The following is a 25,222-nucleotide window of genomic DNA, read 5'->3' on the forward strand; positions in this document are numbered from 1 at the left end:
GGGTGTCGCTGTGCCGTCAGGGCGGAAGGATTCAGCTGGAGTTGGGGCGTCCGGCGTCACGGTCAATCGGGAGCGCGTTGCCGATCAGATCATTCGGCAACTGCAGAACGACATCATCAGCGGCGCCCTGCCCCGCGGCGGCCAACTCCCCACCGAGCGTGAGCTGGCGGCAAAGTTCGGGGTCAGCACACCGACTATCCGGGAGTCCATCAGGGCCCTGAGTTCGATGGGGTTGGTCGAAGTTCGCCACGGCAGCGGTGCTTACGTGGTCGAAGATTCCCAGAACATTCTCGATGCTTCCTTGGCGGTACTGGTCAAATGGGAAAGCGTAAGTGTTCTGGACCTGATAAAGCTCATGCGCGTTCTGGTGCTGCACGCCGCTGACATCGCCGTGGATGCCGCCGACGAGACGGAAGTCCTCGCGGTGCGGACGTCGGCCGAGGAAACTGCGCAGATGGAAGCGGTCGGGGATCTTGCTCGATCCGTGACCAAATTCCTGACCGCTCTGGTCGCTTGTGCCCATCAACCATTGGTTCAGGCGATCTGCGGATTCCTCACCCGCATGGTGGTCAGTCTCGAAGTCGATTCCCATCCCGAGAGGTCGACCGAGTTCTGGAAGGACTGGGCTCGAACGACGGCGGAACAGCGCGTGAGTATCGCGAGCGCCCTCGAGTCCCGCGACCTCGTGTTGCTTCGCGAGCGAATCAACACTTTTCACGATTACATCGAGGCGCGCCTGGTGGCGATACCGGCTATTCAAGAGGCGAGAATCGACCAGGCGTCGTTGCTTTCGGAGATGCAGGGCCGAACGCGGGGTTGACACCGGCGTCGGCGCGTCTGTCTCTCTCGGACACGCGGCACACCGCGGTGATGTCGGTGGGAAACCGCGCCGGCGAGCCGGAATTGCCGAGTTGCGTGACAACTCGCGCGGTACGGCAGGGACTGTCAGCTGAGTGCCACGTGCCGCAGTAGTCTGTTCACCGTGCGCGTACTCGTAATCGGCTCCGGAGCCCGTGAACATGCCCTCCTTCTCTCTCTCGCTCGCGATCCAGGTGTCACGGCCCTGATCTGCGCACCTGGCAACGCCGGGATCGCGGAAATCGCCGAGCAGCACCCCGTCGACGTAACTTCCGGTGAAGCAGTCACGGCACTGGCGAAGAAGGTCGACGCCGACCTCGTCGTCATCGGCCCCGAAGTTCCGCTGGTCCTCGGTGTCGCCGACGCGGTGCGTGCGGCCGGGATCGCCTGCTTCGGTCCGTCCGCCGATGCCGCCCGTATCGAAGGGTCAAAGGCGTTCGCGAAGGACGTGATGGCTGTCGCCGGTGTCAAGACCGCGCACAGCGAGATCGTGGACAACCCCGCCAAACTCGACGAAGCTCTCGACCGGTTCGGCCCCAACTGGGTGGTCAAGGACGACGGGCTTGCCGCGGGCAAGGGAGTCGTCGTCACGACGGACCGCCTGGCCGCTCGCGATCATGCTGCCGAACTGCTCGAGACCGGCCATCCGGTGCTTCTCGAATCGTTCCTCGACGGCCCGGAAGTTTCGCTGTTCTGCCTGGTGGACGGTACGTCGGTGGTACCGCTCCTACCCGCGCAGGACCACAAGCGCGTCGGCGACGGCGATCTCGGCCCCAACACCGGAGGCATGGGTGCCTACACTCCGCTGCCGTGGTTGCCGGAGGAGGTCGTCACGCGGATCGTCGACGACGTGGTCAAGCCGGTTGCCGCCGAACTGGTTGCTCGTGGCAGCGGATTTTCCGGTCTTCTCTACGCAGGTCTGGCCGTCGGAGTCGACGGTCCCGCGGTGGTGGAGTTCAACTGCCGTTTCGGTGACCCGGAAACCCAGGCTGTTCTCGCGCTGCTCGAAACCCCGCTCGGTGGCCTGCTCAACGCGACCGCTACCGGAACTCTCGATTCCGTCGCACCGCTGCGGTGGCGGGACGGTTCGGCGGTGACGGTTGTGATCGCGGCCGAGAACTACCCGGGAACCCCGCGTACCGGTGACGTCATCACGGGTGCGGGAGCCGAGGGTGTGCTGCATGCCGGAACCAAGAAGCGTGAGGACGGCGCCGTCGTCTCGGCCGGTGGGCGGGTGCTCAGCGTGGTCGGCGTCGGCAAGGATCTGAGCGAGGCCCGCGACGACGCGTACGCGAAGATCGGCACCGTGAAACTGCCCGGTGGGCATTTCCGTACGGATATCGGTCTCGGCGCCGTCGAGGGAAAAATTTCCCTTCCTTGACAAAGGTTGTGCAAGATCACGTCCGACAGGGCCGGTGAACGGAATCCGTTCACCGGCCCTGTTTTTTCGTGCACACGGTCAACGGGGTGCGTTGAACCTCAGGGATCGGTTGATCCGGTCGATGACTGCTGTTGCATCGATCAACAAGGTGAGCTCTTCCTCGCCGAGGGCTGCCAGTTCGTGAGCGAGAGCGCCGATGCGCAGCTCGGAGCGCCGATCGCGGCGTGCACCCCGTTCGCCGTTGACGAAGAGGGTGCTGACGCGACCGTCGGCCGGGTCGGGTTTGCGTTCGAGTAGGCCTTTGTCGGCGAGGACGGAGACCAGGGTGCTCACCGTGTTGGGCCGTCTGGACAGTCGCTTGGCCACGTCACCGATTCGCGTACCGGGGTGATCGGCCACGTCGTGCAGGACCTCCGATTGTGCTTCGGGCAGTGTCTCGTCGGTGCCGGACGTGTCCATGTATTCGCGTAAAGCGCGCCGCAGTTCGAAGGTTGCGGTGATGAGCGATCGGGAGGCGTCGTCGGGGGTCTGCACGAAATCAGACTAACGATCGGCCACATGTGATTCACGGCACAAAACTATATCTGACACAGATATAGTTTAGGCTCACGAAGGGTAGGGTCACCTAACCATCTGCGAGCGTGAGGGTACAACCATGACCACTTCGGGCGACAAGATCGGCACCGACGCCGATCGAATGGCCGCCGATATCCGTCGATACTGGGAAGCCCAACACGACACCCTCGGTGCGATGTTGCCACTGTCGGATGCGCGAACAACGGATTTCCGCGAACATCCGGTCTGGGTGGGAGTGATCGACGGGCTCACGCGATCGCGGCCGGGCGGACGGCCCGTCACGCGCGTGGCCGACATGGGATCGGGGCTCGGCAATGTCTCCGAGATTCTCGTCCGTCTCGGATTCGAGGTCATCGCGATCGACTTCTCCGCCGCACGCAGCGCCAAGGCGGCCGAACGGTTGGCCCGATACGACAAGGCGGAGGTCCGGCTCGGCGACGTGATGAATCCACCGATCGATGCGGGCGAAGTCGACGCCGTCGTCAGCCGCAATCTCGTCTGGCTGCTGCCGGACCCTGTTGCGGCAGTGAAGACCTGGTCGAACCTGGTGGGTGAAGGTGGTCTCGTGAGTGCCGTCGAGAGCACACATCGAACGGATCGACACAGATTCGAGCGAGCGCAGAAAATGCTGCGGATGCTTCCTCCCGGCGGCAACGCGAGCGGCCCGACGCCGGTGACCAGGAACTCCGGTACCCCGCTCTCGTCGGTCGCGGACATGGCGGTGCCGGAGGCTATCTGGCGTGATGCCGGGCTGCGCGACATCGAGATCGGCGATCTGGGGTGGGTGACCGCCGCGCGTACCCAGAACTGGCCGTGGCACAAACGAATACTGCGCCGTGACAGCTACTTTGCGATCAGTGGGATCAGCTGATCGCGTCATTTCCTACTACCGGCAGGACGAATACGTGAAATTTCGACGGAAGAATCTGGGCACTACAGTGATCGGAGCGCTCGCCCTGGCGCTAGTCGTCGGCGGGTGCTCGACCACCACCGACACCGACTCGGCACCCGAGGCGTCCACGGCCCCGGCGCAGACGTTCTTCGCCGCACCCCGAACTGTCCCGGCGGGAATGGGCAGTGGGCAGGCCGACGGCGTATTTCCCCGCACTGTCAAGCACTTTCAGGGCGAGACGACCATCGAGTCGGAGCCGAAGAAGGTAGTCGTCATCTCGACCGGCCAGGCCGACGCCCTGCTCTCGCTCGGCGTGGTTCCGGCCGGCTCGACGCGCGGCGACGGCGCGGAGTTGGTGCCGGCCTATCTGAAGGATGCATATCCGCAGTACTCCAGCGACCTGGACCGGGTCGTCGACACGGGTGGACGGTTCACCCCGAACTTCGAGGCGATCATCGCCCTCGAACCTGATCTGATCCTGATGAACGTCGCAGGCAAGGACGCGAATTCGCTCTACGGACAGCTCTCGGCCATTGCCCCGACCGTTGCTTCTGCCGGCACCGGTGTGAACTGGAAGCAGGACTTCTTGCTGGTTGCCGACGGTATCGGACGAACCGCACAGGCCACCGCCCTCTTGGACGCGTTCAACGCCGATGCGGCCGCACTCGGGCAGTCGCTGTCGGCTGCGCCGACGGTCTCGTTCACCCGCCAGAACGGAAACCGGCTGCGGATCTTCGGGATTCCGTCGTTCACCGGCAGCATCGCCGAGGATGCGGGCTTGTCTCGCCCGTCGTCGCAGCAGTTCGGCGAGACTTCCCGCGACATCAGCGAAGAGGAACTGACCGTTGCCGATGCCGACTGGATTTTCTACGGCGTACAGGGTGGTGACCCCGCGACGCTCACCAATGCGCCGCTGTGGGCACAGTTGGGGGCAGTGGTGTCGAATCATGCGGTGGCCGTGGACGACGACGTGTTCTATCTCAACACCGGGCCGACTGCGGCGCGGGAGGTACTCACCGTCCTGCAGCAGACGTTGACGAGCTGAGCTGCGTCCTCGCCGACGTCATACCGGTATCTCCTCCCGGTGCGCAGACCTGCCGTGCGCGGGTGCGGACCGGCGATTGTGGAGGAAGCGGAGCAAGGCCGCCCCAACTGTCACGGCCAGGGTGGCGAGCACGGCCCCGGCGACGACGTCGCTGAGCCAATGCACCCCGAGGTACACGCGGGTGAGTCCGACGAGGATCGTGACGGCGACCGCCAGTACCGCGAGGGTACGTCTCACCGTTGCCGTCAGCCCCGCACCGAGCACGACGACCGCGATGCCCGCCAACGCCCCGGTGCCTGTCACGTGGCCGGAAGGGAACGAATGATCGGACTCGACCAGCAGGTGCAGACCGACAGGCGGTCGTTCTCTGGCGATCAAGGCCTTGAGGGCCGAGCAGATCACGGATGCGCCGCCTACTGTCCCGATCACGACGATGCCGGGAAGAGCCGACCGTGCCTGCCACGACACGACGGCGCCCAATGCGACGGCGACGACCACGGTTGCCGTCGGACTACCCAGGGAGGTGACCGTTTTCGCCACCTGATCGAGCATCGCGGTGCGATGATTGACCATCGAGTCGGTGACCGGACTGTCGGCGCTGGTCAACCAGCCGTTTCGACGGACCTGGGCCGAGAGGGTGATCAAGGCGAGAACCAGTCCGGCGCAGCGCAGCGCGACCGATCGAGGATGTGTCGATCGATGGAAAGCACCTACGGCGAAGAGGGCGACGGCGATCAGCACGCCGGCCACCGCGATTTCCGCGGTAGCGCTTTCGGTGAGCACTTCGGTGACTGCTGTTCGTGCAGTCGGGTCAGTTGCGAGCATGGTGCGCAGTCTGCACAGTCGATGCTGAAGAAACCCTGAACCCCGTTTCGGCCACCCGCCGGTTTCTGATCTACTCGACCACGGTGAGCACGAAGGACCGGACGACGAAAGGGGCCACGGGGGTGCGGGTGCTGGTAGTCGAAGACGAGGTCCGTCTGGCCGAGACCATCCGTCGTGGCCTGGTCGCCGAGGGGTTCGTGACGTCTGTCGAGCATCGCGGTGACGAGGGCTTCGTCACCGCGAGCAGTGAAGACTTCGACGTCATGGTTCTCGACATCATGCTGCCGGGAAAACACGGCTACGACATCGTGCGTGATCTGCGCGCCCGCGAGATCTGGACACCGATCTTGATGCTCTCGGCCAAGGACGGTGAATATGATCTGGCCGACGCGTTCGACCTCGGGGCGGACGACTATTTGGTAAAACCGTTCTCGTTCGTCGTGTTGCTCGCTCGCCTCCGTGCGCTGGTGCGACGGGGCGCCCCGCAGAGACCGACGGTTCTGATCGTCGGTGATCTCGAGCTCGATCCTGCCAGGCATCAGGTGACCCGGGCGGGTACCGAACTGATGCTGACACCGCGCGAGTACAGCGTTCTGGAATTCCTGATGCGTAACAACGGCGTCGTGGTCACGAAGAGGGAGATAGTGCGGTCCGTGTGGGATACGAACTACGACGGTGACGAGAACATCGTCGAGGTGTATGTCGGCTATCTACGAAAAAAAGTGGATGCACCGTTCGGCTCCCACAGTATCGAGACGATCAGGGGAGTCGGGTACCGATTTCGCGCATCCGACTGAACGCCCCGCCGGCCGGGCGGTGCTCGGCGACCTCTCGGCGAGAAAAATAACGATGCCCGAATTGTGATTGACGATTCAAGGATGCTCGGTGAGCAGCCAGAAGGTTGTCGATCGTGTGAACACTCGGGCCGTGATCGACCCGTGAACTCCGCGAGTGGGGTTGCACACAGCCGCAGTCCTGACGTTCACTGTGAGTTCCATGCCGACAGAAGACATCATATTCCGGACCAGAGCATACGGGGGATCTTTGCGCCTACGACTACTGTTCGCCGCTGCAGCCGCATCATTGGCAACCATGCTCGGTGGGGCCGGTATCGCCGCGGCCGCACCCGCCGGGCCGCCGGTCCAACTCGGCGGTGGTTCCGGAATCCTGCTGCCGGACGTCGACCACTCGAACCCGGACACGGTTGTGGCATGCACCCTCACTGCCGTCGGATTCGACAACAACGGTGCCCTCGTCGGACTCACCGCAGGACACTGTGGTCAGGTAGGTGACCGAGTTTTCGCCGAGTATCTGCCGGGCGCCGGACCGATAGGTCGCTTCGTCTACGTCAGTCCGGTCTCCGACATCGCGGTGATCGCACTCGACGCATCGAAAGTGAGTCCGTCGCGAACAGTCGGTGGAACCACGATCAACGGGATCGGAACCCCACCGTCGTTCGGCACCATCGTGTGCAAGGAAGGGCGCTCCACCGGCACCACGTGTGGAATAACCTGGGGTTACGATCACGCCTACGGTCAGATCGTCGAACACACCTGCTCGATTCCCGGTGACTCGGGTGGACCACTTGTCGTCGGTGATCGTCTGGTCGGTCTGATCAGCAACGGGTTCCCGCCGTACTGCTTCGAGCCGTTCCCGCCGCCGTTCCACGCACCGGACAACTCGGCGGACATCACCATCGGACTGGCCGACATCAACGCACGCGGTGGTGGATTCCGGCTCTACTGACACCGCGCCCGATACGCAGCAAGGCGGATGCCGTGCACCCGAGATCGGGTTCACGGCATCCGCCTTTCGCTCACGCGCTGACCGGACTGCGCCGACTACACGCGCTTGGCGGTGCGACCGCCGAATTCGAGCAGACCCGACTGTCCGTTCTCGTCGATGACGAAGCGACCCAGGACGCGAGTCGCGTCGGCTTTCGCCGCGAACTCACCGGTGCCGTCGCCGACGAACACGATCGGAATGGCGGGCGGCCAGACGATGTCCTCGTACTCGCCGAGATCCTGGGCGCTGCCCATCCGCACACCGATGCCGCCGTCGTCGCCGACGGCAACCGTCATCGCGAGGGAACCGGCCTGGTACTTGCCGGTTACCGCGTCGAGCACCGCAGGTGCGGGTTCGACGGCGTCGAGAGTGGTGGGAACCGGCAGCTCGGCCAGATTCGCCAGTGCCCAGTCGACTACCCGCTTGCCGATGCCGCCGCCCAACGCATTGGTGAGGACGGTGACGGCGAACTTCTTCTCCGGAACCGTCAGGAACTCGGAGACCTGCAGGTTGCTGACGTTGCCGCCGTGGCGCACCACCTGAGTGCTGCCGTGACGGGTCAACAGCCAGCCGATGCCGACCTCTTCGAACATCCGCGCTGCCGGTCGCTGCGGGGTCTGCATGAGCAGCCGCGTGGACTCCTCGAGCGGCTGACCCTCACCCGGACGCTGCCCGGTCAGCGAGTAGCGAGCCCAGAGAAGCTGATCGCGCACCGAGGACCACATGCCGCCGCACGGGAGCATGCCGCGGTCGATGCCGGTTTCGTTGGACACGAACGGAACACCGTCACGGATGTAGTGGCCCAGAGCGAACCGGTGGGTCATCACGTCCCACGGCAGGCACGCGGAGTTCTTCAACTCCAGCGGCTCGAGTACTCGACGTGCGAGGAAATCCTCGAACGGCTCGCCGCTGATCTTGGCGATGACGTGACCGGCGAGAACGAAACCCGAGTTGCTGTACGAGAAGACCTCGCCCACCGGGTATTCCTGACGCAGCTCGTTCAGACGCGACACCGAACGCCCCAGTGCGTCCTCGCCCCAGCCGGCCATGAGGCTGGCGTCGCCGGTGAATCCGCCGGTGTGCGTGAGCAGGTGGCGCATCGTGACCGTGCGGGTGGCGTCCTCGTCGGCGAGGACCAGTTCGGGAACGTACTCGATCAACGGTGTGTCGAGATCGAGCAGGCCGTCGTCCACGAGGGCCATTGCCGCGGTGGCGACGAAAACCTTGGTGGTGGAACCGATCATGAACATGGTGTTGTCCGTGACCGGGAGTTGTGTGTCGACGCTCTCGATGCCGCTGGTGATCACGATGTCCGTGTCACCGTGCACGATGCCGACGGCGACGCCGGGGATGTTCGCCTCGACCCGCCACTGGTCGACCAATTCCTGAAGCTGTTCCTGCATATGTGATTCCTCGAGTTCGGTAAAGCGTGTCGTGCCGGTGTTCGTTGTCACGGCGCTGTCAGGCGTGACTGCTCCTGTCAGGCGTTCACGCGCGGCAGGAACCGGAATCCAACGTACACACCGTCGCGATGCGGACGGATCGTCATCCAGCCGGCCGCAGCAGGCGAGCGGGTGGTCCAGGTGCCCGGGATCTGCGACGGAACGAGCGGAACGACCGACTGATTCGTCTTGGGGACGGACGGGTCCGCCTCCGGGTCCGGCACGACCTCGCTGAGGTCGGTGAGCACCGCTTCCTCGTTCGTGTCGCCGTGTCGGAACTCGATCGCAATTCCGCCCGAGCTGTACGTGCCCAGAACGGAATCCGGAAGCGTGGCGGTGCTGGCGAGATCCGGCAGCAGGGCCTTCGGCGGCTCCAGACCTACCAATTCCGTTGCCGCTTCGGTGAACAGGTCGCGGTACAGACCGTCGGCCTTGCCGCCACTGGTCAGCAGGGCGATGGCGACGTTGTGTTCGGGGAAGATACGCAAGTAGGCGTGTTGCCCGATGGTGCCGCCGTCGTGACCGAAAATCTCTTCACCCGACCAGTTCTCGTGGAACCAGCCCAGGCCCCAGCCGGACTTGTCCGGGAACAGTTCGCTGAGATCGATTTCGGGGGTACGCATCGCGAGTGCGGATGCTTCCGAGACGATCCGAACACCGTCGACACTGCGACCGTCGAGGAGTCCGAGTTCGGCGAACGTGAGCAGATCACCGATGCTCGCGGTGATGCAACCGGCAGCACCCATCGAGCGGGTGATCGGCCACACCGGCATCACGACGGAGTTCGTCGTATGGCCCGCCGACGCCGAGAACCTCGGAACGTCGGAGGTCAGGGTGACGGTGTGCTCGAGTCCGAGCGGATCGATGATCCGTTCCCTGAGAATGTCGTCCCAGATTCCGCCGCGCAGTACCTCCACGACGCGGGCGGCGAGAACGAACGCGGAGTTCGAGTACGCGAAACCGTCTTCGAGCGGATGCACCTGACGGAACTCGCTCAGGCCGTCGACGTAGCGTTCGATGACGTCGTCGCCGCGCCCCTTGTCGATGAAGAGGTCGCCGTCGATTCCGTTGCGATGGTTCAGGAGTGCGCGAACCGTGACGCGGGCTGCGGTGTCCTCGTCCTCGAGTGCGAAGTCCGGCAGGATCGAGCGGACTGTTGCGTCGAGGTCGAGCAGACCCTCGTCGACCAACTGCATGACCAGCATGGTGGTCCACACCTTGGTGATGGAGCCGATCTGGAACAGGGCGTCGTCGGTCACCTGCACGCCGGTGTTCGCGTTGATCACACCGGACGACACCGTCGTGCGGGTGATCTCCCTGCCCTCGGAATCGAGTGTGAGGATACCGAACTGAGCACCCGTGACACCGTAACGCTCACGGAGCACGTCCAGCGAACGCTTCCAGGCGTCGGCCCCGGCGGATGCGGTGGCCCGGCCGGCCTTCGGCAGTTTCGCGCCGGTGTAGCGCTGCAGCCATTCGATCAGCCGGGCGCTGTAGTCGATCCGGTGATCGAGAGTGCCGTTGACCAGGAAGCCGTGGGTAGCACCGGGATACGCCACCAGTCGGGTCGGCACGCGCTGCTGGCGCAGCGCCGAGAACCAGGCCTCGGCCTGACCGAGCGGGCACCGCTCGTCGGACTTGCCGTGCAGGATCAGCGTCGGCGTCACGACGTTCTTGACCGCCGCGATGGGGGAGGCGGACAGGAGCTTGGCCGCGTCGTCGAAGATCGTCACACCGGTGGCGAGCACACCGAGATGCGAACCGACGTCGCACACGCCGGCCATCGCGCCGAAGTCCGAGATCAGACCGCCGGCGACGGCTGCCGCGAAACGATCGGTCGCCGACGTCAGATGGCAGGTGCTGTAACCGCCGTAGCTGTATCCGGTGACCGCCAGGCGATCACCGTCGACCAGACCCTCGGCGACGAGCGCGTCGATCGGCTCGAGGAAGTCGGCCTGATCGGCGGTGCCCCACGCGCCGCTGACGGCGTACATGAAGTCCTCGCCGTAGCCGTCCGAGCCACGCGGGTTGAGGGTCAGGATGCGCCAACCCTGCGATGCCAGGATCTGGTGCGCCGGATGGTACGGGTCTGCGACGCCGGTCCAGGCGTTGTGCGGTCCACCGTGAATGTCGAGGAGAAGCGGTGCTGCGCCGTCGGTTTCGGGGTCGGACAACAGCCAGCCGTGCACGGTTCGGCCGTCGGAGATCGTGAATTCACGCTCCTCGGCGGCGAGCAGTTTCACCTCGGGCAGTGCCTCGGCAGTCAGGTTCGTCAGTGTGGTGACGACGCCGCTGTCCAGATCGACGATCGCGACCTCGCCGAACGAGTGCTGGGTGGTGACGATGACGGACGCGACGCGGGCGCCTCTGGCCACCGACAGCGCCGAGACGACCTCGTTGGGGTTGGCGACGATCGGACGGGTCGTTCCCGTCTCGACGTCGACGGCGTACAGATGTGTCCACCCGCGATCGCGAAGGCAGAACACGACCTCGTCGTTCGTGTCGGTCAATGCCGGAGTGCCGCCCGGATATCCGGGGGCTCCTGGCATCACGTTGCGGTCGAGATGCGCGGTCAGCGTGACGTCGACAGCGGTCTCGGTTGCGCCGGGGACGCAGAGGCGGATCAGGTCGCAGGTTCCGATCCGCATCTCCGGCGTGCCCATGGCGACTACCGAGTCGCCGCTCGCGTGCCACAGGAGCTTGCCAGGTGTACCCGTGGCGTGACCGAGCTTCTGCGGCGGTACCGAAGGATCGCCGACGATGACGCGGTAGGCGCTGAACGCGAGAGTCAGGTCGCTGTCCGGCTCCAGGTTCGCGGTGAAGGCGAGCGCACTGCCGTCGGGGGACCACGACGGTGCGTCGGCGTTCCAGTCGCCGTCGGTCAGACGCCGAACTGCCTTGGACGCCAAGGTGACCGTGTGCACATGCGCGCGGTGTGTTCCGAGCCAGCCGACACCGTCGGACTTGTATCCGAGCGTGTCGGTGACGAGCGGGCGGTTCGGGTCCGTGGAATCCGAACGGGACACGGCCGCACTGAACGCGATGGCCGTTCCGTCCGGGCTCCACGAGGCGGCACCGGCACCGAGCGGAAGATCCGCAGCGGTGGTGAGGATTTCGGACTCACCACCGTCGAGCGGGAGGAGATGGAGCTGTGGTGTGCCGTCGGCCGTGCGGAGGAAGGCGACGGTGGTTCCGTCGGGGGAGAACCGCGGCGCGGAATCGGCGGGGCCTGCGGTGAGGCGACGAGCCTTGCTGCCCGCGGAGACGGTCCACAGCGATGTAGATGCTTTTCCTGCAACAATTTCGGAGCGAACGAAGACGACGACTGTGCCGTCCGGCGAGATAGACGTATCGGTGGGGGTGACCACGCTGCGAAGGTCATCGAGCGAAAATGGACGGTCAGTCATGTAAATCCTTCGGAACTGAGAATTGTCAGATGAAAAGCAATGTCTTCTAGCCTATTTCAGCACACGCACGCCCGGCCCGGCCAAGATGGGGCCGAATGGCGCGAAGATCGACGTCGCGTTGTTGAAGAACATGAAGTTCGGTGACGTGGAGACCGGGAGGAGATCCGACGCCGTGAACAGGGCCTGCTCCGCTTCCTTCCATGCCGGGCAGGATTCCTGACCGGGCAGACTCGTTGCCTTCTTGGTCAATTCGGTGTAAGCCGGGTTGTCGACCGAGGCGAAGTTGATGCCTTCCGGGGAGAACGGACCGGCGAAGTACGGAACGAAGATGCTCGGGGTGTCGCTCTGGAACGTCAGTCCGATGGAGATGGACCAGCCGGTCAGATCCTTGGCTGCGAACGTGTTGGAGATGATGAAGTTGTTGTCGCCGCCGCGCAGTTCGATCTTGGCGCCGAGTTCTTCCCACTGCTTCATCGCGTATTCCGCTGCCGCCGAAGTGGTGTCGCGGAAGTTGGCGAAGATGACGGTCAGCTCGAGCTTCTTGCCGTCCTTGGCGCGTACCCCGTCGGAGCCTGGCTTCCAGCCGGCGTCGTCGAGACCCTTCTTCGCTGCTGCCATGTCGAACGTCGGCACTGCGCCGGTGACGCTGTCGTAGTCGCACGCTCGCGGATCCGTGACTGCCAACGCCGTGGCGCGGGCACCCTTGCCGCCGGTGTTGATCTCCGTGTAGTCGTCGAGATCGATTGCCTGCACCAGTGCTTTACGTACCGCCTCGTCCTTGGTGGGGACGGCTGCGTTGTGGTTGAAGATGAACTGCCCGGACAGGGTGTTGGACGTCATGGATTCGAGGCCGGCTGCTTCGACCCGCTCGAGGTCCGCGCCGCCGACCGGAGCCGCGTTGACCGATCCGGTCATGACCAGGTTCGCCGTCGTGGAGGCGTCGGTGACCACCTTGATGGTGACGGTCTTGGGCACTCCGGCTGTCTCGGAGGTGGTTTCACCGTTCGGGCCCCAGTTGTAGCCGTCGCGGCGCTCCAACGTGACGTGGTCGTTGGCGACAACTTCGGTGACCTTGAACAGGCCGGTTCCGTTGCTGCTGTTACGAACGCTGGTCGGATCGTCGAGTGCGGCCTGGCAGGCCAGCTTGAGCGCTCCGACGCGCTCGAGGAGGAACGGCGCCGGTGCCGACGTCGTCACGGTCAGTTCGTCACCGTCGGCAGAAGCGGTCACGGTTTCGGGGACCGACGATCCCAGCCACGGCGACGCATTCTTCTTGTCGACCACCCAGTTGATGTTGTTCGCCGCAGTCTGAGCGGTGAACTCGGTGCCGTCCTGGCAGGTGATGCCCTTCTTGAGCGTGAAGCTCAAGGAAGATCCGTTGTCGGCCCACTTCTCGGCCAGATAAGGCTTGGTGGCGCGGGTCTTCGTGTCGACCCAGATCAGTGAGTCGTTGGTGTACGAGTTGATCACCTGAGTCGAGACGAGGTTGGTGATCAGGGGATGAAGGTTGCCGGGATCGGTGTCCACGATCGTTGTGAAACTGCCGTCCTGGGCGTAGTCGCCGGAAGACGCGCCGGTACCGCTACTGGTCGAACTTCCGCACGAAGCGAGCGCGAGAACGCCGATCGTGGCCAGAGCCGCGGCGGGCACGGAGCGAGCTTTCATCTGATGCACCTTTTTTCCGAAGGGTTTCCTCGATCAATGGTGCGTGGACTACGTGGCACAGATCTCGTTGAATCGACCCATGCTCAGTGCCGGAATCTGTTCGATCGTCACTATCGGCACACGCGAATACGTTCGGAACCGCGTTTCGGCTAGCGTCGGAGGGTGCGCTCAGAATCTCGTCGATCAGAAATACAGACCTTCCACGTCATGGATGTGTGGAAGGCCGCCACCGAACGCCAACGGACGCACGGCGACGTGCTCACCCTCGCCGCCGGTCAACCGTCCACCCCGGCGCCCGCCCCCGTTCTGCGCGCGACGAAAGAGATTCTCGGTACCGAACTGCTCGGATACACCGAGACCTTCGGCATTCTGCCGCTACGCGAAGCAATAGCGAACTATCACGGTGAACGCTCGGGAATCGCTGTCGACGCCGACGACGTGGTCGTGACCACCGGCTCGTCCGGCGCCTTCACACTGCTCTTCCTCGCAGCGTTCGACGCCGGGGACACCGTCGTCGTCGCCCGCCCCGGATATCCGGCCTACCGCAACACCCTCGCGGCGCTCGGATGCGACGTCGTGGAATTGGACTGTGGTCCTGCCACCCGCTACCAGCCGACCGTCGAGATGCTCGAAGCGCTACCGTCCCCGCCTGCCGGCCTGATCGTCGCCAGCCCCGCCAACCCGACGGGCACCGTCATCGCCCCCGAGGAACTCGCCGCCCTGGCCACCTGGTGCGACGCCCACGGAACACTGCTCGTCTCCGACGAGATCTACCACGGCATCGAGTACGGCGATCAGCACACCGCCAGCGCCTGGGAGACCTCCCGCGAATCGGTCGTGATCGGTTCCGTCTCCAAGTACTTCTCGATGACGGGGTGGCGGCTCGGCTGGATGCTGGTGCCTACCTACCTGCGCCGCCCGCTGCAGCGACTCGCGTCGAACATGACGGTGTGCCCGCCCGCGATCTCCCAGTACGCGGCGATCGAAGCGTTCTCGGCTCAGTCCCGCATCGAACTCGACAGCCATGTCGAACGGTATGCGGTCAACCGCGAACTGTTGTTGACCGGCCTGCCGGAACTCGGCATCACCGAACTCGCGCCGGCCGACGGGGCGTTCTACGTCTACGCCGACATCGGACACCTCTGCGACGGCGACGGCGCCACCGCCTGGTGCTCGCGACTTCTCGCCGATACCGGCGTCGCACTCGCCCCCGGAATCGACTTCGACACCGTCGACGGAAACCGAAAGGTACGACTCTCCTTCGCGGGCGCCACCGCGGACATCGACGAGGCGATGGTCAGACTGAAGTCCTGGCTCGGTTAGTGCCCTGTGGCGGTCGGTCCTGCGGTCGGTTCGTCCCGAGGTCGACATGTGCCGCCGTTTTCCCGTGCGCGGCGACGGCGACTGGCACGATATCGGGGTGTGCTCCGCAGCAACACCCAAAGGCGAAAGACGTCGCCAGGCGCTTGTCGCGGCGGCCGCTGAACTCCTGCTCGAAGGCGGGTTCGACGCCGTCCGGCATCGTGCGGTCGCCACCAGAGCCGATCTGCCGCTGGCGTCGACCACCTACTACTTCGATTCACTCGACGACCTCATCGCCTGTGCTGTCGAGCTGAACGGCGAAGCGGAGGTCGAATGGATGCGCGCTCGGGTGGCGGCCGTGCAGGACTACGGGCGCGACGCGGAATCGACTGTCGATCTACTCGGCGGGCTCTTGCTGGGTGCAGACGAGGCACGGCCGGAAAGTCGCGAACGCATGATCGCTCGCTACGAACGATTCATGGCGTCCGCCCGCCATCGAGGTCTACGCGAAGTGCAGTTGCGGCTACGCGCCCAGTTCGACGACGTCCTCGTCGACGCGCTCCGACGCTCCGGCCGCAGCGTCGACGAGAGCCGATTGCGTCATCTGGTGGCCATGGTCGACGGCGCCATGATCACCGCGCTCGCGGAATACGACCCCGATCCGCGCAGCATGGCCCGCCGAATGCTGCTCGAATCGATAGACCTCATGGCGCCTCCCGTGCAGGAGTAACGGTGCACTTCGGCCCCCGTTAGACTGAGATCTCGTGACCCGCATCCCGAATGTCCTTGCCAACCGATACGCTTCTGCGGAGCTCAGCGCTCTGTGGTCGCCCGAGTACAAGATCGTCCTCGAGCGTCAGCTGTGGGTGGCGGTGCTGCGGGCGCAAGCCGAACTGGGGATCGACATTCCTGCCGGTGCCATCGACGACTACGAGCGGGTCATCGACAACGTCGACCTGGAATCGATCGCCGACCGCGAGCGGATCACCCGTCACGACGTCAAGGCACGGATCGAAGAGTTCAACGCCCTGGCCGGGCACGAACAGGTCCACAAGGGTATGACCAGCCGCGACCTCACCGAGAATGTCGAACAGCTGCAGATCGTCCGCTCCCTCGAGCACGTCTACAGCCACGGCATCGCCGTGGCCGCTCGTCTCGGTGAGCGCGCGGCCGAGTACTCCACCATCGTGATGGCAGGCCGCTCGCACAACGTTGCCGCGCAGGCCACCACGTTGGGCAAGCGTTTCGCGTCCGCCGCCGACGAGCTGCTGGTGGCACTGACCCGTCTGCGGGAGTTGATCGACCGCTACCCGCTGCGCGGAATCAAGGGACCGATGGGTACCGCCCAGGACATGCTCGACCTCCTCGACGGCGATGCGGACAAGCTCGAACAGCTCGAAGCCAAAGTCGCGCAGCATCTCGGATTCGCACACGTACTCACCAGCGTCGGCCAGGTGTATCCGCGCTCGCTCGATCACGACGTGGTCTCCGCGCTCGTGCAGGTAGGTGCCGGACCGTCGTCGTTCGCACACACCATCCGTCTGATGGCCGGCCACGAGCTGGTCACCGAAGGCTTCCAGCCCGGCCAGGTCGGCAGCTCCGCCATGCCGCACAAGATGAACACCCGTTCCTGCGAGCGTGTCAACGGACTGCAGGTCATCCTGCGCGGCTACGGCTCGATGGCCGCCGAGCTCGCCGGTGCGCAGTGGAACGAGGGCGACGTCTTCTGCTCCGTCGTCCGTCGCGTCGCACTGCCCGATGCGTTCTTCGCGATCGACGGCATGTTCGAGACCTTCCTGACCGTGCTGATCGAGATGGGTGCCTACCCGGCCGTCATCGAGAAGGAACTGACCCGCTACCTGCCGTTCCTCGCCACCACCCGCGTGCTCATGGCCGCAGTGCGCGCCGGCGTCGGACGCGAGACCGCGCACGAAGCCATCAAGGAGAACGCGGTCGCCGTCGCGTTGGCGATGCGTGAGGAAGGCAAGGAACCGGATCTACTCGACCGCCTGGCCGCCGACGACCGTCTGCCGCTCGACCGCGCGGCACTCGACGAGGCACTCGCCGACAAGGCCGCCTTCGTCGGCGCCGCGTCCGCGCAGGTCGACGCCGTCGTCGCCGAGGTACGCGCGCTCGTCGACGCCAACCCCGAAGCAGCGGCGTACGCGCCGTCGCCGATCCTGTAAGGGGTGTGCTGTGCGCCTTTGTCAACCCGCCCGCGGTTGACAAAGGCGCACAGCACAAGTCATGAACTGTATCTTCTGCGCCGTCATCGCCGGGGAGGCCGACGCCAGCATTGTCTACGACGATGCGAATGTTGTTGCTTTCATGGATATTCGGCCGTTCACGCCCGGTCACCTGTTGGTGGTACCCAAGCGTCACGGCGCAGGCCTGGCTCAGTTGGACCCGGCCGACGGTGCTCACGTCTTCGCCGTCGCGCAGAAGATTGCCACAGCTCTGCGTACCGGCCCACTGCCTGTCGACGGTGTGAATCTGCACCTGTCCGACGGGGCGGCGGCCGGGCAGGAAGTCTTCCACGTCCATCTGCACGTCATCCCGCGTAATCGCGGCGACGGATTCGGGTTGCGGGCGCAGCCGAGAACGCCCAGACGGGCAGTGCTCGACAGCACTGCGACGGTGATTCGAGAGACACTCCGCGAGATCTGAGGTCGACTACGGCGCGCCGACAAGATCGATCACGGAGTCGAGAAGTGCACTGCGCCAGCATAACCAGTCGTGGCCGCCGTCGAAGACACGGGACGTGACCGATACCCCGGCAGCCTCGAGCGCGTCGGCGACGGCGGCGCTGTGCCGAACCATGTCGCCCTCGTGGAGTCCGGCTTCGAGGACGACCCGTAGACCGTCGGGGGCACCGTCGGCGACTATGCGGGCGGCGATGTCGCCACCCGAAGGGCAGTCGGCCCCCTGATGGAAGGGCGTCGGCCACCAGAACGAACCGGATCCGGAGGCGACCAATCCGAAATGCTCGGGGAATTCCAGTGCCGCGAACATCGAGGCCAGCCCGCCGTAACTCTGGCCTGATACCAGAGTGCGTGTCCGGTCCTCGGTGAACGGCCGGATCGTGCGAATCTGTGGAATCAGCTCGTCGACGATGGCTTGCCAGAAGTCCCGGTTGCACGGCAGTTCTCGCGAACGCACTTCTCGGTCAACGGAATCGATCGCGAGCAGAACGCAGGATCGCAGTTTCCCTGTCTCCACGGCGCGGTCGAAGGCGGCGCCTGCGGGCATGACCTGCGCCCAGTGTCTGCCGTCGAGGAGAATGACCAATGGACGGTCTTCCGGTCGAGTCACGCCGTCGTGGAGGGTCTCGTACACCCACACTGATCGGTTGACGCCCAGGGATCTGCTTTTCCACGCTACTTCGGTTGGCATTCGGGAAGAGTGGGCATCCCAACCGAATTGAGCAGGGGCACCGGGCATGTGGGCAGCCGATCGCCGACTGTCGATACCTGCCGAATGGGGATTGAGCGGATCGGAGATCCGATGTTCGAGCAGTCCCAGCCATCGCCGGCGCCTGCCGGCATCGTCCTGACCGGCGCCGGGGGAGTCGAGTTCCCGAACCGTTTCCGCTGTGACGGGTATGAAACTGTAACTACCCCGCCAGGTACGCGGAACCTCGAGGGTTTGAGTCCACGTTCCGTCGCTCGAACGAGTCAGGGTGGTCAGCTTTTCCGCGTGGTGATCGGTGACGGAATTCACGTCGAGGTATACCCGCTCGACGGCAGCGAAGTCAGGCTGACGCCAGAGGAAGGTAACTCGAACCGTTTGTGCGTCAACATCTTCGATGACAGGGCTGCCGTGTGTGCGAGCGTGCTGGTAGATCGTGGACACCTCGGGCCCGGGTGGTGACGGGGCGACGACTTTACGGGGTAACATAAGCTGAGCCTAACCTAATAATTGTGTCGAATTCGAGGAGTGACCGCCAGTGGGCGTCGGAGTGAAGAAGCCGCGCACCTTTCGGGTGTTGTCCGTGATGTTGGTAGCAGGCCTGGCCCTGATCGGGTGCAGTTCCGGTGCTGCCGGTTCCGAGGAATCGCCGACTGCGGCGTCGGGTAGCTGGCCGCGAAGCGTCGAAACCGTCAAGGGGGCAGTGGAAATACCGGCGAAGCCGCAACGCGTCGTCTCTACCAGTGTCACGTTGACGGGCTCGCTGCTGGCGATCGACGCTCCGGTGATCGCATCAGGCGCTACCGGCGCCAACACCGAAGTTGCAGACGAACAGGGATTTTTCACCCAGTGGGGTGACGTGGCCCGAGAGCGCGCAGTGACGCCGCTGGCATCGGGAGTAGTCAACGCCGAAGCCGTGATCGCGCTCGATCCCGACCTGATCGTCGTCGCCGCGACCGGTGGGGACTCTTTTGCCGATCTGTACGAACAGTTCTCGAAGATCGCACCGACGATCGTCGTGGACTACGGCGGAAACAGCTGGCAGGAGGTGACCACCGAACTCGGCCGGGCGACCGGTCTCGAGGAGAACGCGACAGCGGCCGTCGATCGTTTCGAGAACGCGGTGACGTCGGCCAAGGCGACTCTCACCTTGCCGCCGCAGCCCACCACGGCTCTCGTCTACGTCGAATCCGACGGCGGCGGGGCCAACGTGTGGACCGCGGACTCGGCGCAGTCGAAGCTGCTCACCGAGCTGGGATTCACCATGGCCGAGATCCCGGAGTCGGTGAAGGGCAACACGTCGATGGGTGCACGTAACGACATCGTCCAGGTGTCCGCGGAAAACCTGTACGACGCGATTGCCGGCAACACCGTCATTCTGGTCAACGCCGACGACAGCACCGTCGCGAAGGTCGAAGGGCAGCCGCTGCTCGCTCGCCACCGCGCCGTGACCGGCAAAAGTGTCTACCCGGCCGGCCTCGACACGTTCCGGTTGGACTACTACAGCGCGACCAACATGGTGAACCGACTGGTGACCCGATTCGGCTGACTCCGAGCCCGACCATCGGCCAGGTGCCCCCCTGCCCGGGCGACCGGTGTGCGGTGCACGTGCGCGGCGCCCGATAGGGTGAGAAGGTGCGTCCTACACTTGATTCCTACACTCATCTGGCCGGTGGCAAGGTCCGCGACCTCTACACGATCGACGACGAGCACCTGCTGCTGGTCGCGAGTGACCGGATCTCGGCTTACGACCACGTCCTGAGCACTCCCATACCGGACAAGGGCCGCGTCCTCACCGCGATGAGCGTGTTCTTCTTCAACGTCCTCGGTGGCACCAACCACCTGGCCGGTGAACCGGACGACGACCGTATCCCCGAGGAGGTCCTCGGCCGGGCGCTGGTGGTGCGTTCGCTGGAGATGGTTCCCGTCGAATGCGTCGTGCGCGGCTTCCTCACCGGCTCCGGTCTGGCGGACTACAAGCAGAGCGGCGCCGTGTGTGGCGTCGCCCTGCCGGACGGGCTGGTCGAGTCCTCACGTCTACCCGACCCCATCTTCACGCCCGCGTCCAAGGCTGCCATCGGCGATCACGACGAGAACATCAGCTTCGATCAAGTAGTCGAGAAGGTCGGTCAGAAGCTGGCCCTGCAACTGCGTGAAGACACGCTCGACGTGTATGCGCGCGCCTCCAACTTCGCGGCCGATCGTGGCATCATCCTCGCCGACACCAAGCTCGAATTCGGTCTGGATTCCGCCGGCAATCTGGTGCTCGCCGACGAGGTTCTCACCCCGGACTCCTCGCGCTACTGGCCGCTCGACGGATACGAAGCAGGCAAGGTGCAGCCCAGCTTCGACAAGCAGTTCGTTCGCGACTGGCTCACCAGCCCGGAATCGGGGTGGGATCGAGCGAGTGAGACTCCGCCGCCCGCATTGCCGCAGGACATCGTCGACGCGACACGAGCCCGCTACATCGACGCGTACGAGCGGATCTCCGGACTGTCGTTCGACGACTGGGTGGGGCCGAACGCATGAGCGTGAATCCGCCGATCGCCAAGACGGTACCGCTCGAGCGTGTGCACCACGGACACACCTTCGTCGACGAGTACGAATGGTTACGAGACAAGGACAACGCCGAGGTGGTGGCCTACCTCGAAGCCGAGAACGAGTACACCGAGACGCAGACCGCGCACCTGGAGCCGTTGCGCGAGAAGATCTTCCAGGAGATCAAGTCGCGAACCCAGGAAACCGACATGTCGGTCCCGACGCGCATGGGTGCGTGGTGGTATTACGGCCGTTCGGTGGAAGGGCAGTCGTATACCGTCCAGTGCCGTTGCCCGATCGGCGACGAGAACGACTGGACTCCGCCGGAGTTGACACCGGGTGTCGAGTTCGCCGGGGAACAGGTTCTGTTGGACGGTAACGTCGAGGCTCAGGGGCACGAGTTCTTCTCGCTCGGAGCGTTCTCCGTCAGCGAGGACGGCACGCTGCTGGCGTACTCGGTGGACGTCGTCGGCGACGAGCGGTACACCCTGCGGTTCAAGAACCTCGAGACCGGAGAAATCCTCGCCGACGAGATTCCCGACACCGCGCCGGGAGCCACCTGGGCAATCGATCACAGCCATGTCTTCTACATGACCGTCGACGACTCCTGGCGCCCGGATACGGTGTGGCGCCACAAGCTGGGAACGCCGCAGAGCCAAGATGTTTCGGTATTCCATGAGCCGGACGAGCGCTACTGGGTGTCGGTCGGTTCGACGCGCAGCGAGAAGTACCTCGTGATCTGGCTCGGATCGAAGGTCACCACCGAGGGCTGGATCCTGGAATCGGACAACCCCGAGGGGGAGTTCCGGCTGATCATCGAGCGCCGCGACGGTGTCGAGTACACCGCCGAGCATGCGGTGATCGGGGGAGAGGATCGTTTCCTGATCCTCCACAACGGAGTGGTCGACGGAGTGAAAGCGGAGAACTTCGTGCTCGTCGAAGCTCCGGTGTCGGATCCGACGAACCAGACCACTCTCATCGCGCACAGCGACGAGGTACGCCTCGAAGACGCGGAAGCCTTCGCCGGTCATCTGGTGTTGAGCTACCGCCGCGAAGCGCTGACACGAGTTGCCGTGTGGCCGTTGACTGCCGACGGTTACGGTGAGCGTCACGAGATCGCTTTCGACGAGGAACTGTTCAGCCTCGGTGTCGGGTCCAATCCGGAATGGGCGCAACCGACCATCCGTCTCGGGTTCACCTCCTTCATCACACCCGGCCAGGTCTACGACTACTATGTCGGCAGTGGAGATCTGGTGTTGCGCAAATCGCAGCCCGTTCTCGGGGACTTCGATCCGGCCCGCTACGAGCAGCGCCGCGACTGGGCGGTGGCAGAAGACGGCACCCGCATTCCGCTGTCGATAGTGCGCAAGGTGGATGCTTCCGACGGCCCGGCGCCGTTGCTGTTGTACGGCTACGGATCCTACGAGTCGAGTATCGACCCGTCGTTCTCGGTGGCCAGGCTTTCGCTACTGGACCGGGGCGTCGTGTTCGTGGTCGCGCACGTACGCGGTGGTGGCGAGATGGGCCGCGCCTGGTACGAGAACGGCAAAACGCTCACCAAGAAGAACACCTTCACCGATTTCGTCTCCAGTGCACGGCATCTGATCGACAGCGGGGTCACCGCTGCCGATCGGTTGGTAGCCGACGGTGGTAGCGCCGGTGGATTGCTGATGGGCGCGGTGGCCAACCTCGCCCCCGAACTGTTCACGGGCATCCTCGCCAACGTGCCGTTCGTCGATCCATTGACGTCCATCCTCGATCCGTCGTTGCCGTTGACGGTCATCGAGTGGGACGAGTGGGGGGATCCGCTACACGAGAAGGACGTGTACGACTACATGCGCTCGTACAGTCCGTACGAAAACGTCGAAGCCAAGGACTATCCGTCGATCCTGGCGATCACCAGCATCAACGACACCCGTGTTCTGTACGTCGAGCCGGCCAAGTGGGTGGCGAAGTTGCGGGCCACCAAGACCGGTGACGCGCCGCTGCTCCTCAAGACCGAGATGAGTGCCGGGCACGGCGGCGTCAGCGGCCGCTACGAGAAGTGGAAAGAAGTCGCCTTCGAGTTCGCGTGGGTTCTGGACACGCTGCGGGCCGGCGACGAGTAGGAAGTTTCCCACCCCACGAAAATGTGGTGCCCCTGCCGGTCAGGCAGGGGCACCACATTTTTTTTCGGTCTCAGGAGAGTTCGACGATCTTGTCGATCGCGTACGGGATGCTCAGCACTGTTCCGTAGGACATGGCAGCGCCGATCGACGGCGCGTCCTTGTCTGCCAGCTCCGTCACGCGCTTGTCGCGAACGACAGGCAGATTCTGATACAGCGGGTTGGCAGCCAGGCGCGAGCTGGGCTCGGCGTCGGCAAGCATGAAGAGGCGATCGACCGTGTCGAGGAGGTCGAGACGTTCCGGAGGAACGGTCTCGGCGAATCGTTCACCGACAAACGCGTCGAGTTCCGATGACGGCTTGAATCCCAGTGACGACAAGAAGATCCCACGAGAATCCTTGGACGAATAGGCATTTATCACCTCGGGCCGCGCCACGGCGACGGCGGCGCGTTGCGTCGCGAATTCGGGGTGCTTGTCGCGGGCTTGGGCGAACTGCGCGTTGATGTCGGAGATCAGCGTCTGGGCTTCGGGCGTCTTACCGAGCGCCTTGCCTGCCGTGGTGGTCATGTCCGTCCACGGTGTCGTGTACGGCGCCCCGACCCCGCTCTGTGCGATGGTCGGTGCGATGGCGCTGAGCTTCGAGTACTCGCCGTCGTCGAGATTCGCGTAGAGCGCGAGGATCAGATCAGGCTCGAGGGTGAGGATCTTCTCGTACAGAAGCTCGCCGCTGGAACTGCTGACATAGGTCGGTGTGGCGCCGTTCCACTTGTCCGCCACCCACGGCCAGGTCGCGTCGACGTCTTCACCGAACCAGGAGACGACGCCGACCGGCGTGACGCCGAGGGCGAGAACGGTTTCGTGGTCGGTGAATCCGACGGTCACCACACGCTCGGGTCGCTTCTCGATGGTTGTCGAACCGTGAGCGTGTTCGATCGTCACCGGGAACTGGCCGTCGGAGGTGGATCCGGCGTCGTTCGTGCTCTCCTCGGTGGTCTCGCTGCTGCAACCGGCAATCGCCACTGCCAGGGTGGCAGCGAAAGCGATGACTGCCATTCGCATCGAGGTTCGTTTCCAGCTCCGCAAGGTAGCTCCTCTCCAAGGATCTGTAGGAGCTGAGGCTAACCTTGTATTTTCCAAACATGAATTACGCTGATTCGGTCATTGGTGCGCGGGAGAGGACAAGAAATGTCCGAACAAGACAACGATGGTCCAGTAAATGTCGAGGCAGAGGGCAATGGTGCTTCTGATCGGACACCAGATCAGTTTTCTGTGATCTCCACCACTTCCATCGTGTCGAAGAGCTTCCCGGCGCACCGTCACCCGGAACATCAACTCGCCTGGATGCGTCAGGGCCGGATGGAGTTGGTGATCGGAGCGCGCCACTGGCATGTTCAGGGCGATCGAATCGTATGGATACCGGGCAATGTCCGGCACGAGATGTCGCTGCTGCCGCCCGCTGATCTGATCAGCGCGTACGCACGCAGCGACCTCCGGCCCGCCGGTTCGCGGTGGCTGCAACCGCTGGTTCTCGAGGCAGATCCGCTCGCCGTGGAGTTACTCGTCGCTCTGGCCGACGACCGGGTTCCGGACCTCAGCCGTGAACGCTGTCGAATCCTTCTCTACGACATGCTTGCCGCAGCGCCCGAGCGCCAAGACGTACTGGCCGTTCCGGCTGACGAGCGTGCCCGGCACGTGGCGACCCGGATCCTGGCGAACCCTGCCGATCCACGGGACCTCGAGGCCTGGGCCGTCGAGACCGGCGTCAGTAGTAAGACGCTGATGCGTGCATTCGTCGCCGAGACCGGCATGAGCTACTCTCGCTGGCGTACTCGGGCCAGAATGTACGCCGCTGTGGAACTGCTCAGTAGCGGAGAATCCGTCACGGCTGTCGCCGCCGCGCTCGGCTACGACACCAGCAGTGGCTTCATCAAGGCCTTCAGGCAGGTATTCGGTCAGACCCCGGCCCGATACATCCAGGGTCGAAAGAGCTGA

21 protein-coding genes are annotated in these 25,222 nt (G+C 64.4%); 14 read left to right on the forward strand and 7 right to left on the reverse strand.

Annotated elements, in window-relative coordinates:
• Positions 1–10: 10 nt before the first annotated feature.
• Together ABH922_RS01775 and purD are read left to right on the forward strand one after the other, a co-directional pair.
• On the forward strand, positions 11–820 hold the full coding sequence (locus tag ABH922_RS01775) for a FadR/GntR family transcriptional regulator (protein ID WP_424805297.1): 810 nt from the start codon (positions 11–13) through the stop codon (positions 818–820).
• Between the two features lie 162 nt (positions 821–982).
• On the forward strand, positions 983–2,239 hold the full coding sequence (gene purD, locus ABH922_RS01780; protein ID WP_424805298.1) for a phosphoribosylamine--glycine ligase: 1,257 nt from the start codon (positions 983–985) through the stop codon (positions 2,237–2,239).
• 78 nt (positions 2,240–2,317) lie between these two features.
• Here purD and ABH922_RS01785 read toward each other — a convergent pair whose 3' ends face one another.
• Entirely contained in the window at positions 2,318–2,773 is a 456-nt protein-coding gene (locus tag ABH922_RS01785; protein WP_424805299.1) for a MarR family winged helix-turn-helix transcriptional regulator, read from the reverse strand.
• A 121-nt stretch (positions 2,774–2,894) separates the two neighbouring features.
• Between ABH922_RS01785 and ABH922_RS01790 the strand changes: the two genes are divergently transcribed.
• Positions 2,895–3,686: a class I SAM-dependent methyltransferase gene (locus tag ABH922_RS01790; protein ID WP_424805300.1), complete on the forward strand. Its 792-nt coding sequence runs from the start codon at positions 2,895–2,897 to the stop codon at positions 3,684–3,686.
• Positions 3,673–4,752, forward strand: a complete 1,080-nt coding sequence (locus tag ABH922_RS01795) for an ABC transporter substrate-binding protein (RefSeq protein WP_424805301.1) — start codon at positions 3,673–3,675, stop codon at positions 4,750–4,752. The genes ABH922_RS01790 and ABH922_RS01795 overlap by 14 nt, the downstream gene beginning before the upstream one ends.
• A gap of 18 nt (positions 4,753–4,770) precedes the next feature.
• Here the strand turns inward: ABH922_RS01795 and ABH922_RS01800 are convergent, their stop codons facing one another.
• Entirely contained in the window at positions 4,771–5,577 is an 807-nt protein-coding gene (locus ABH922_RS01800) for a phosphatase PAP2 family protein (RefSeq protein WP_424805302.1), read from the reverse strand.
• Between the two features lie 122 nt (positions 5,578–5,699).
• Here ABH922_RS01800 and ABH922_RS01805 point away from each other — a divergent pair, with 122 nt between their 5' ends.
• Entirely contained in the window at positions 5,700–6,374 is a 675-nt protein-coding gene (locus ABH922_RS01805) for a response regulator transcription factor (protein ID WP_424809524.1), read from the forward strand.
• A gap of 199 nt (positions 6,375–6,573) precedes the next feature.
• Entirely contained in the window at positions 6,574–7,323 is a 750-nt protein-coding gene (locus ABH922_RS01810; protein WP_424805303.1) for a S1 family peptidase, read from the forward strand.
• Positions 7,324–7,418: 95 nt separating this feature from the next.
• On the opposite strand, the gene ABH922_RS01815 is transcribed toward ABH922_RS01810, so the two are convergent.
• From ABH922_RS01815 to ABH922_RS01825, 3 genes are all read right to left on the reverse strand, one after another.
• The gene (locus tag ABH922_RS01815) at positions 7,419–8,765 is read right to left on the reverse strand and encodes a serine hydrolase domain-containing protein (protein WP_424805304.1); all 1,347 of its coding nucleotides are present in this window, start codon (positions 8,763–8,765) and stop codon (positions 7,419–7,421) included.
• Positions 8,766–8,842: 77 nt separating this feature from the next.
• On the reverse strand, positions 8,843–12,211 hold the full coding sequence (locus tag ABH922_RS01820) for a serine hydrolase (RefSeq protein WP_424805305.1): 3,369 nt from the start codon (positions 12,209–12,211) through the stop codon (positions 8,843–8,845).
• Positions 12,212–12,262: 51 nt separating this feature from the next.
• Positions 12,263–13,876 carry an ABC transporter substrate-binding protein gene (locus ABH922_RS01825; protein WP_424805306.1) on the reverse strand — a complete coding sequence of 538 codons (1,614 nt, stop codon included), beginning with the start codon at positions 13,874–13,876 and terminating at the stop codon, positions 12,263–12,265.
• A 162-nt stretch (positions 13,877–14,038) separates the two neighbouring features.
• Between ABH922_RS01825 and ABH922_RS01830 the strand changes: the two genes are divergently transcribed.
• The 4 genes from ABH922_RS01830 to ABH922_RS01845 all read left to right on the forward strand — a co-directional run bounded on the left by ABH922_RS01830 (position 14,039) and on the right by ABH922_RS01845 (position 17,845).
• Positions 14,039–15,199, forward strand: a complete 1,161-nt coding sequence (locus ABH922_RS01830; RefSeq protein WP_424805307.1) for a pyridoxal phosphate-dependent aminotransferase — start codon at positions 14,039–14,041, stop codon at positions 15,197–15,199.
• Positions 15,200–15,296: 97 nt separating this feature from the next.
• Positions 15,297–15,908 (forward strand): TetR/AcrR family transcriptional regulator, encoded by a 612-nt coding sequence (locus ABH922_RS01835; RefSeq protein WP_424805308.1) that lies wholly within the window; start codon positions 15,297–15,299, stop codon positions 15,906–15,908.
• Between the two features lie 34 nt (positions 15,909–15,942).
• Positions 15,943–17,364 (forward strand): adenylosuccinate lyase, encoded by a 1,422-nt coding sequence (gene purB / locus ABH922_RS01840; RefSeq protein ID WP_424805309.1) that lies wholly within the window; start codon positions 15,943–15,945, stop codon positions 17,362–17,364.
• 61 nt (positions 17,365–17,425) lie between these two features.
• Positions 17,426–17,845 carry an HIT family protein gene (locus ABH922_RS01845; RefSeq protein WP_424805310.1) on the forward strand — a complete coding sequence of 140 codons (420 nt, stop codon included), beginning with the start codon at positions 17,426–17,428 and terminating at the stop codon, positions 17,843–17,845.
• Between the two features lie 6 nt (positions 17,846–17,851).
• On the opposite strand, the gene fes is transcribed toward ABH922_RS01845, so the two are convergent.
• A complete protein-coding gene (gene fes / locus ABH922_RS01850) occupies positions 17,852–19,075 on the reverse strand; it encodes an enterochelin esterase (protein ID WP_424805311.1) in 1,224 nt (407 codons plus the stop codon).
• 49 nt (positions 19,076–19,124) lie between these two features.
• Here fes and fepB point away from each other — a divergent pair, with 49 nt between their 5' ends.
• From fepB to ABH922_RS01865, 3 genes are all read left to right on the forward strand, one after another.
• Complete coding sequence (fepB, locus tag ABH922_RS01855; protein WP_424805312.1) at positions 19,125–20,135, forward strand: Fe2+-enterobactin ABC transporter substrate-binding protein; 1,011 nt, start codon at positions 19,125–19,127, stop codon at positions 20,133–20,135.
• An 86-nt stretch (positions 20,136–20,221) separates the two neighbouring features.
• On the forward strand, positions 20,222–21,115 hold the full coding sequence (locus ABH922_RS01860; protein ID WP_424805313.1) for a phosphoribosylaminoimidazolesuccinocarboxamide synthase: 894 nt from the start codon (positions 20,222–20,224) through the stop codon (positions 21,113–21,115).
• Complete coding sequence (locus ABH922_RS01865; protein WP_424805314.1) at positions 21,112–23,232, forward strand: S9 family peptidase; 2,121 nt, start codon at positions 21,112–21,114, stop codon at positions 23,230–23,232. Before ABH922_RS01860 ends, ABH922_RS01865 begins: the two co-directional genes overlap by 4 nt.
• Before the next feature lie 70 nt (positions 23,233–23,302).
• Here ABH922_RS01865 and ABH922_RS01870 read toward each other — a convergent pair whose 3' ends face one another.
• Entirely contained in the window at positions 23,303–24,283 is a 981-nt protein-coding gene (locus ABH922_RS01870; RefSeq protein WP_424805315.1) for an ABC transporter substrate-binding protein, read from the reverse strand.
• 216 nt (positions 24,284–24,499) lie between these two features.
• On the opposite strand from ABH922_RS01870, the gene ABH922_RS01875 reads away from it, so the two are divergent.
• On the forward strand, positions 24,500–25,222 hold the full coding sequence (locus ABH922_RS01875) for a helix-turn-helix domain-containing protein (RefSeq protein ID WP_424805316.1): 723 nt from the start codon (positions 24,500–24,502) through the stop codon (positions 25,220–25,222).

The sequence above is a fragment of the Rhodococcus sp. 27YEA15 genome (genome assembly GCF_049739425.1).
Taxonomy (GTDB): Bacteria; Actinomycetota; Actinomycetes; order Mycobacteriales; family Mycobacteriaceae; genus Rhodococcus_F.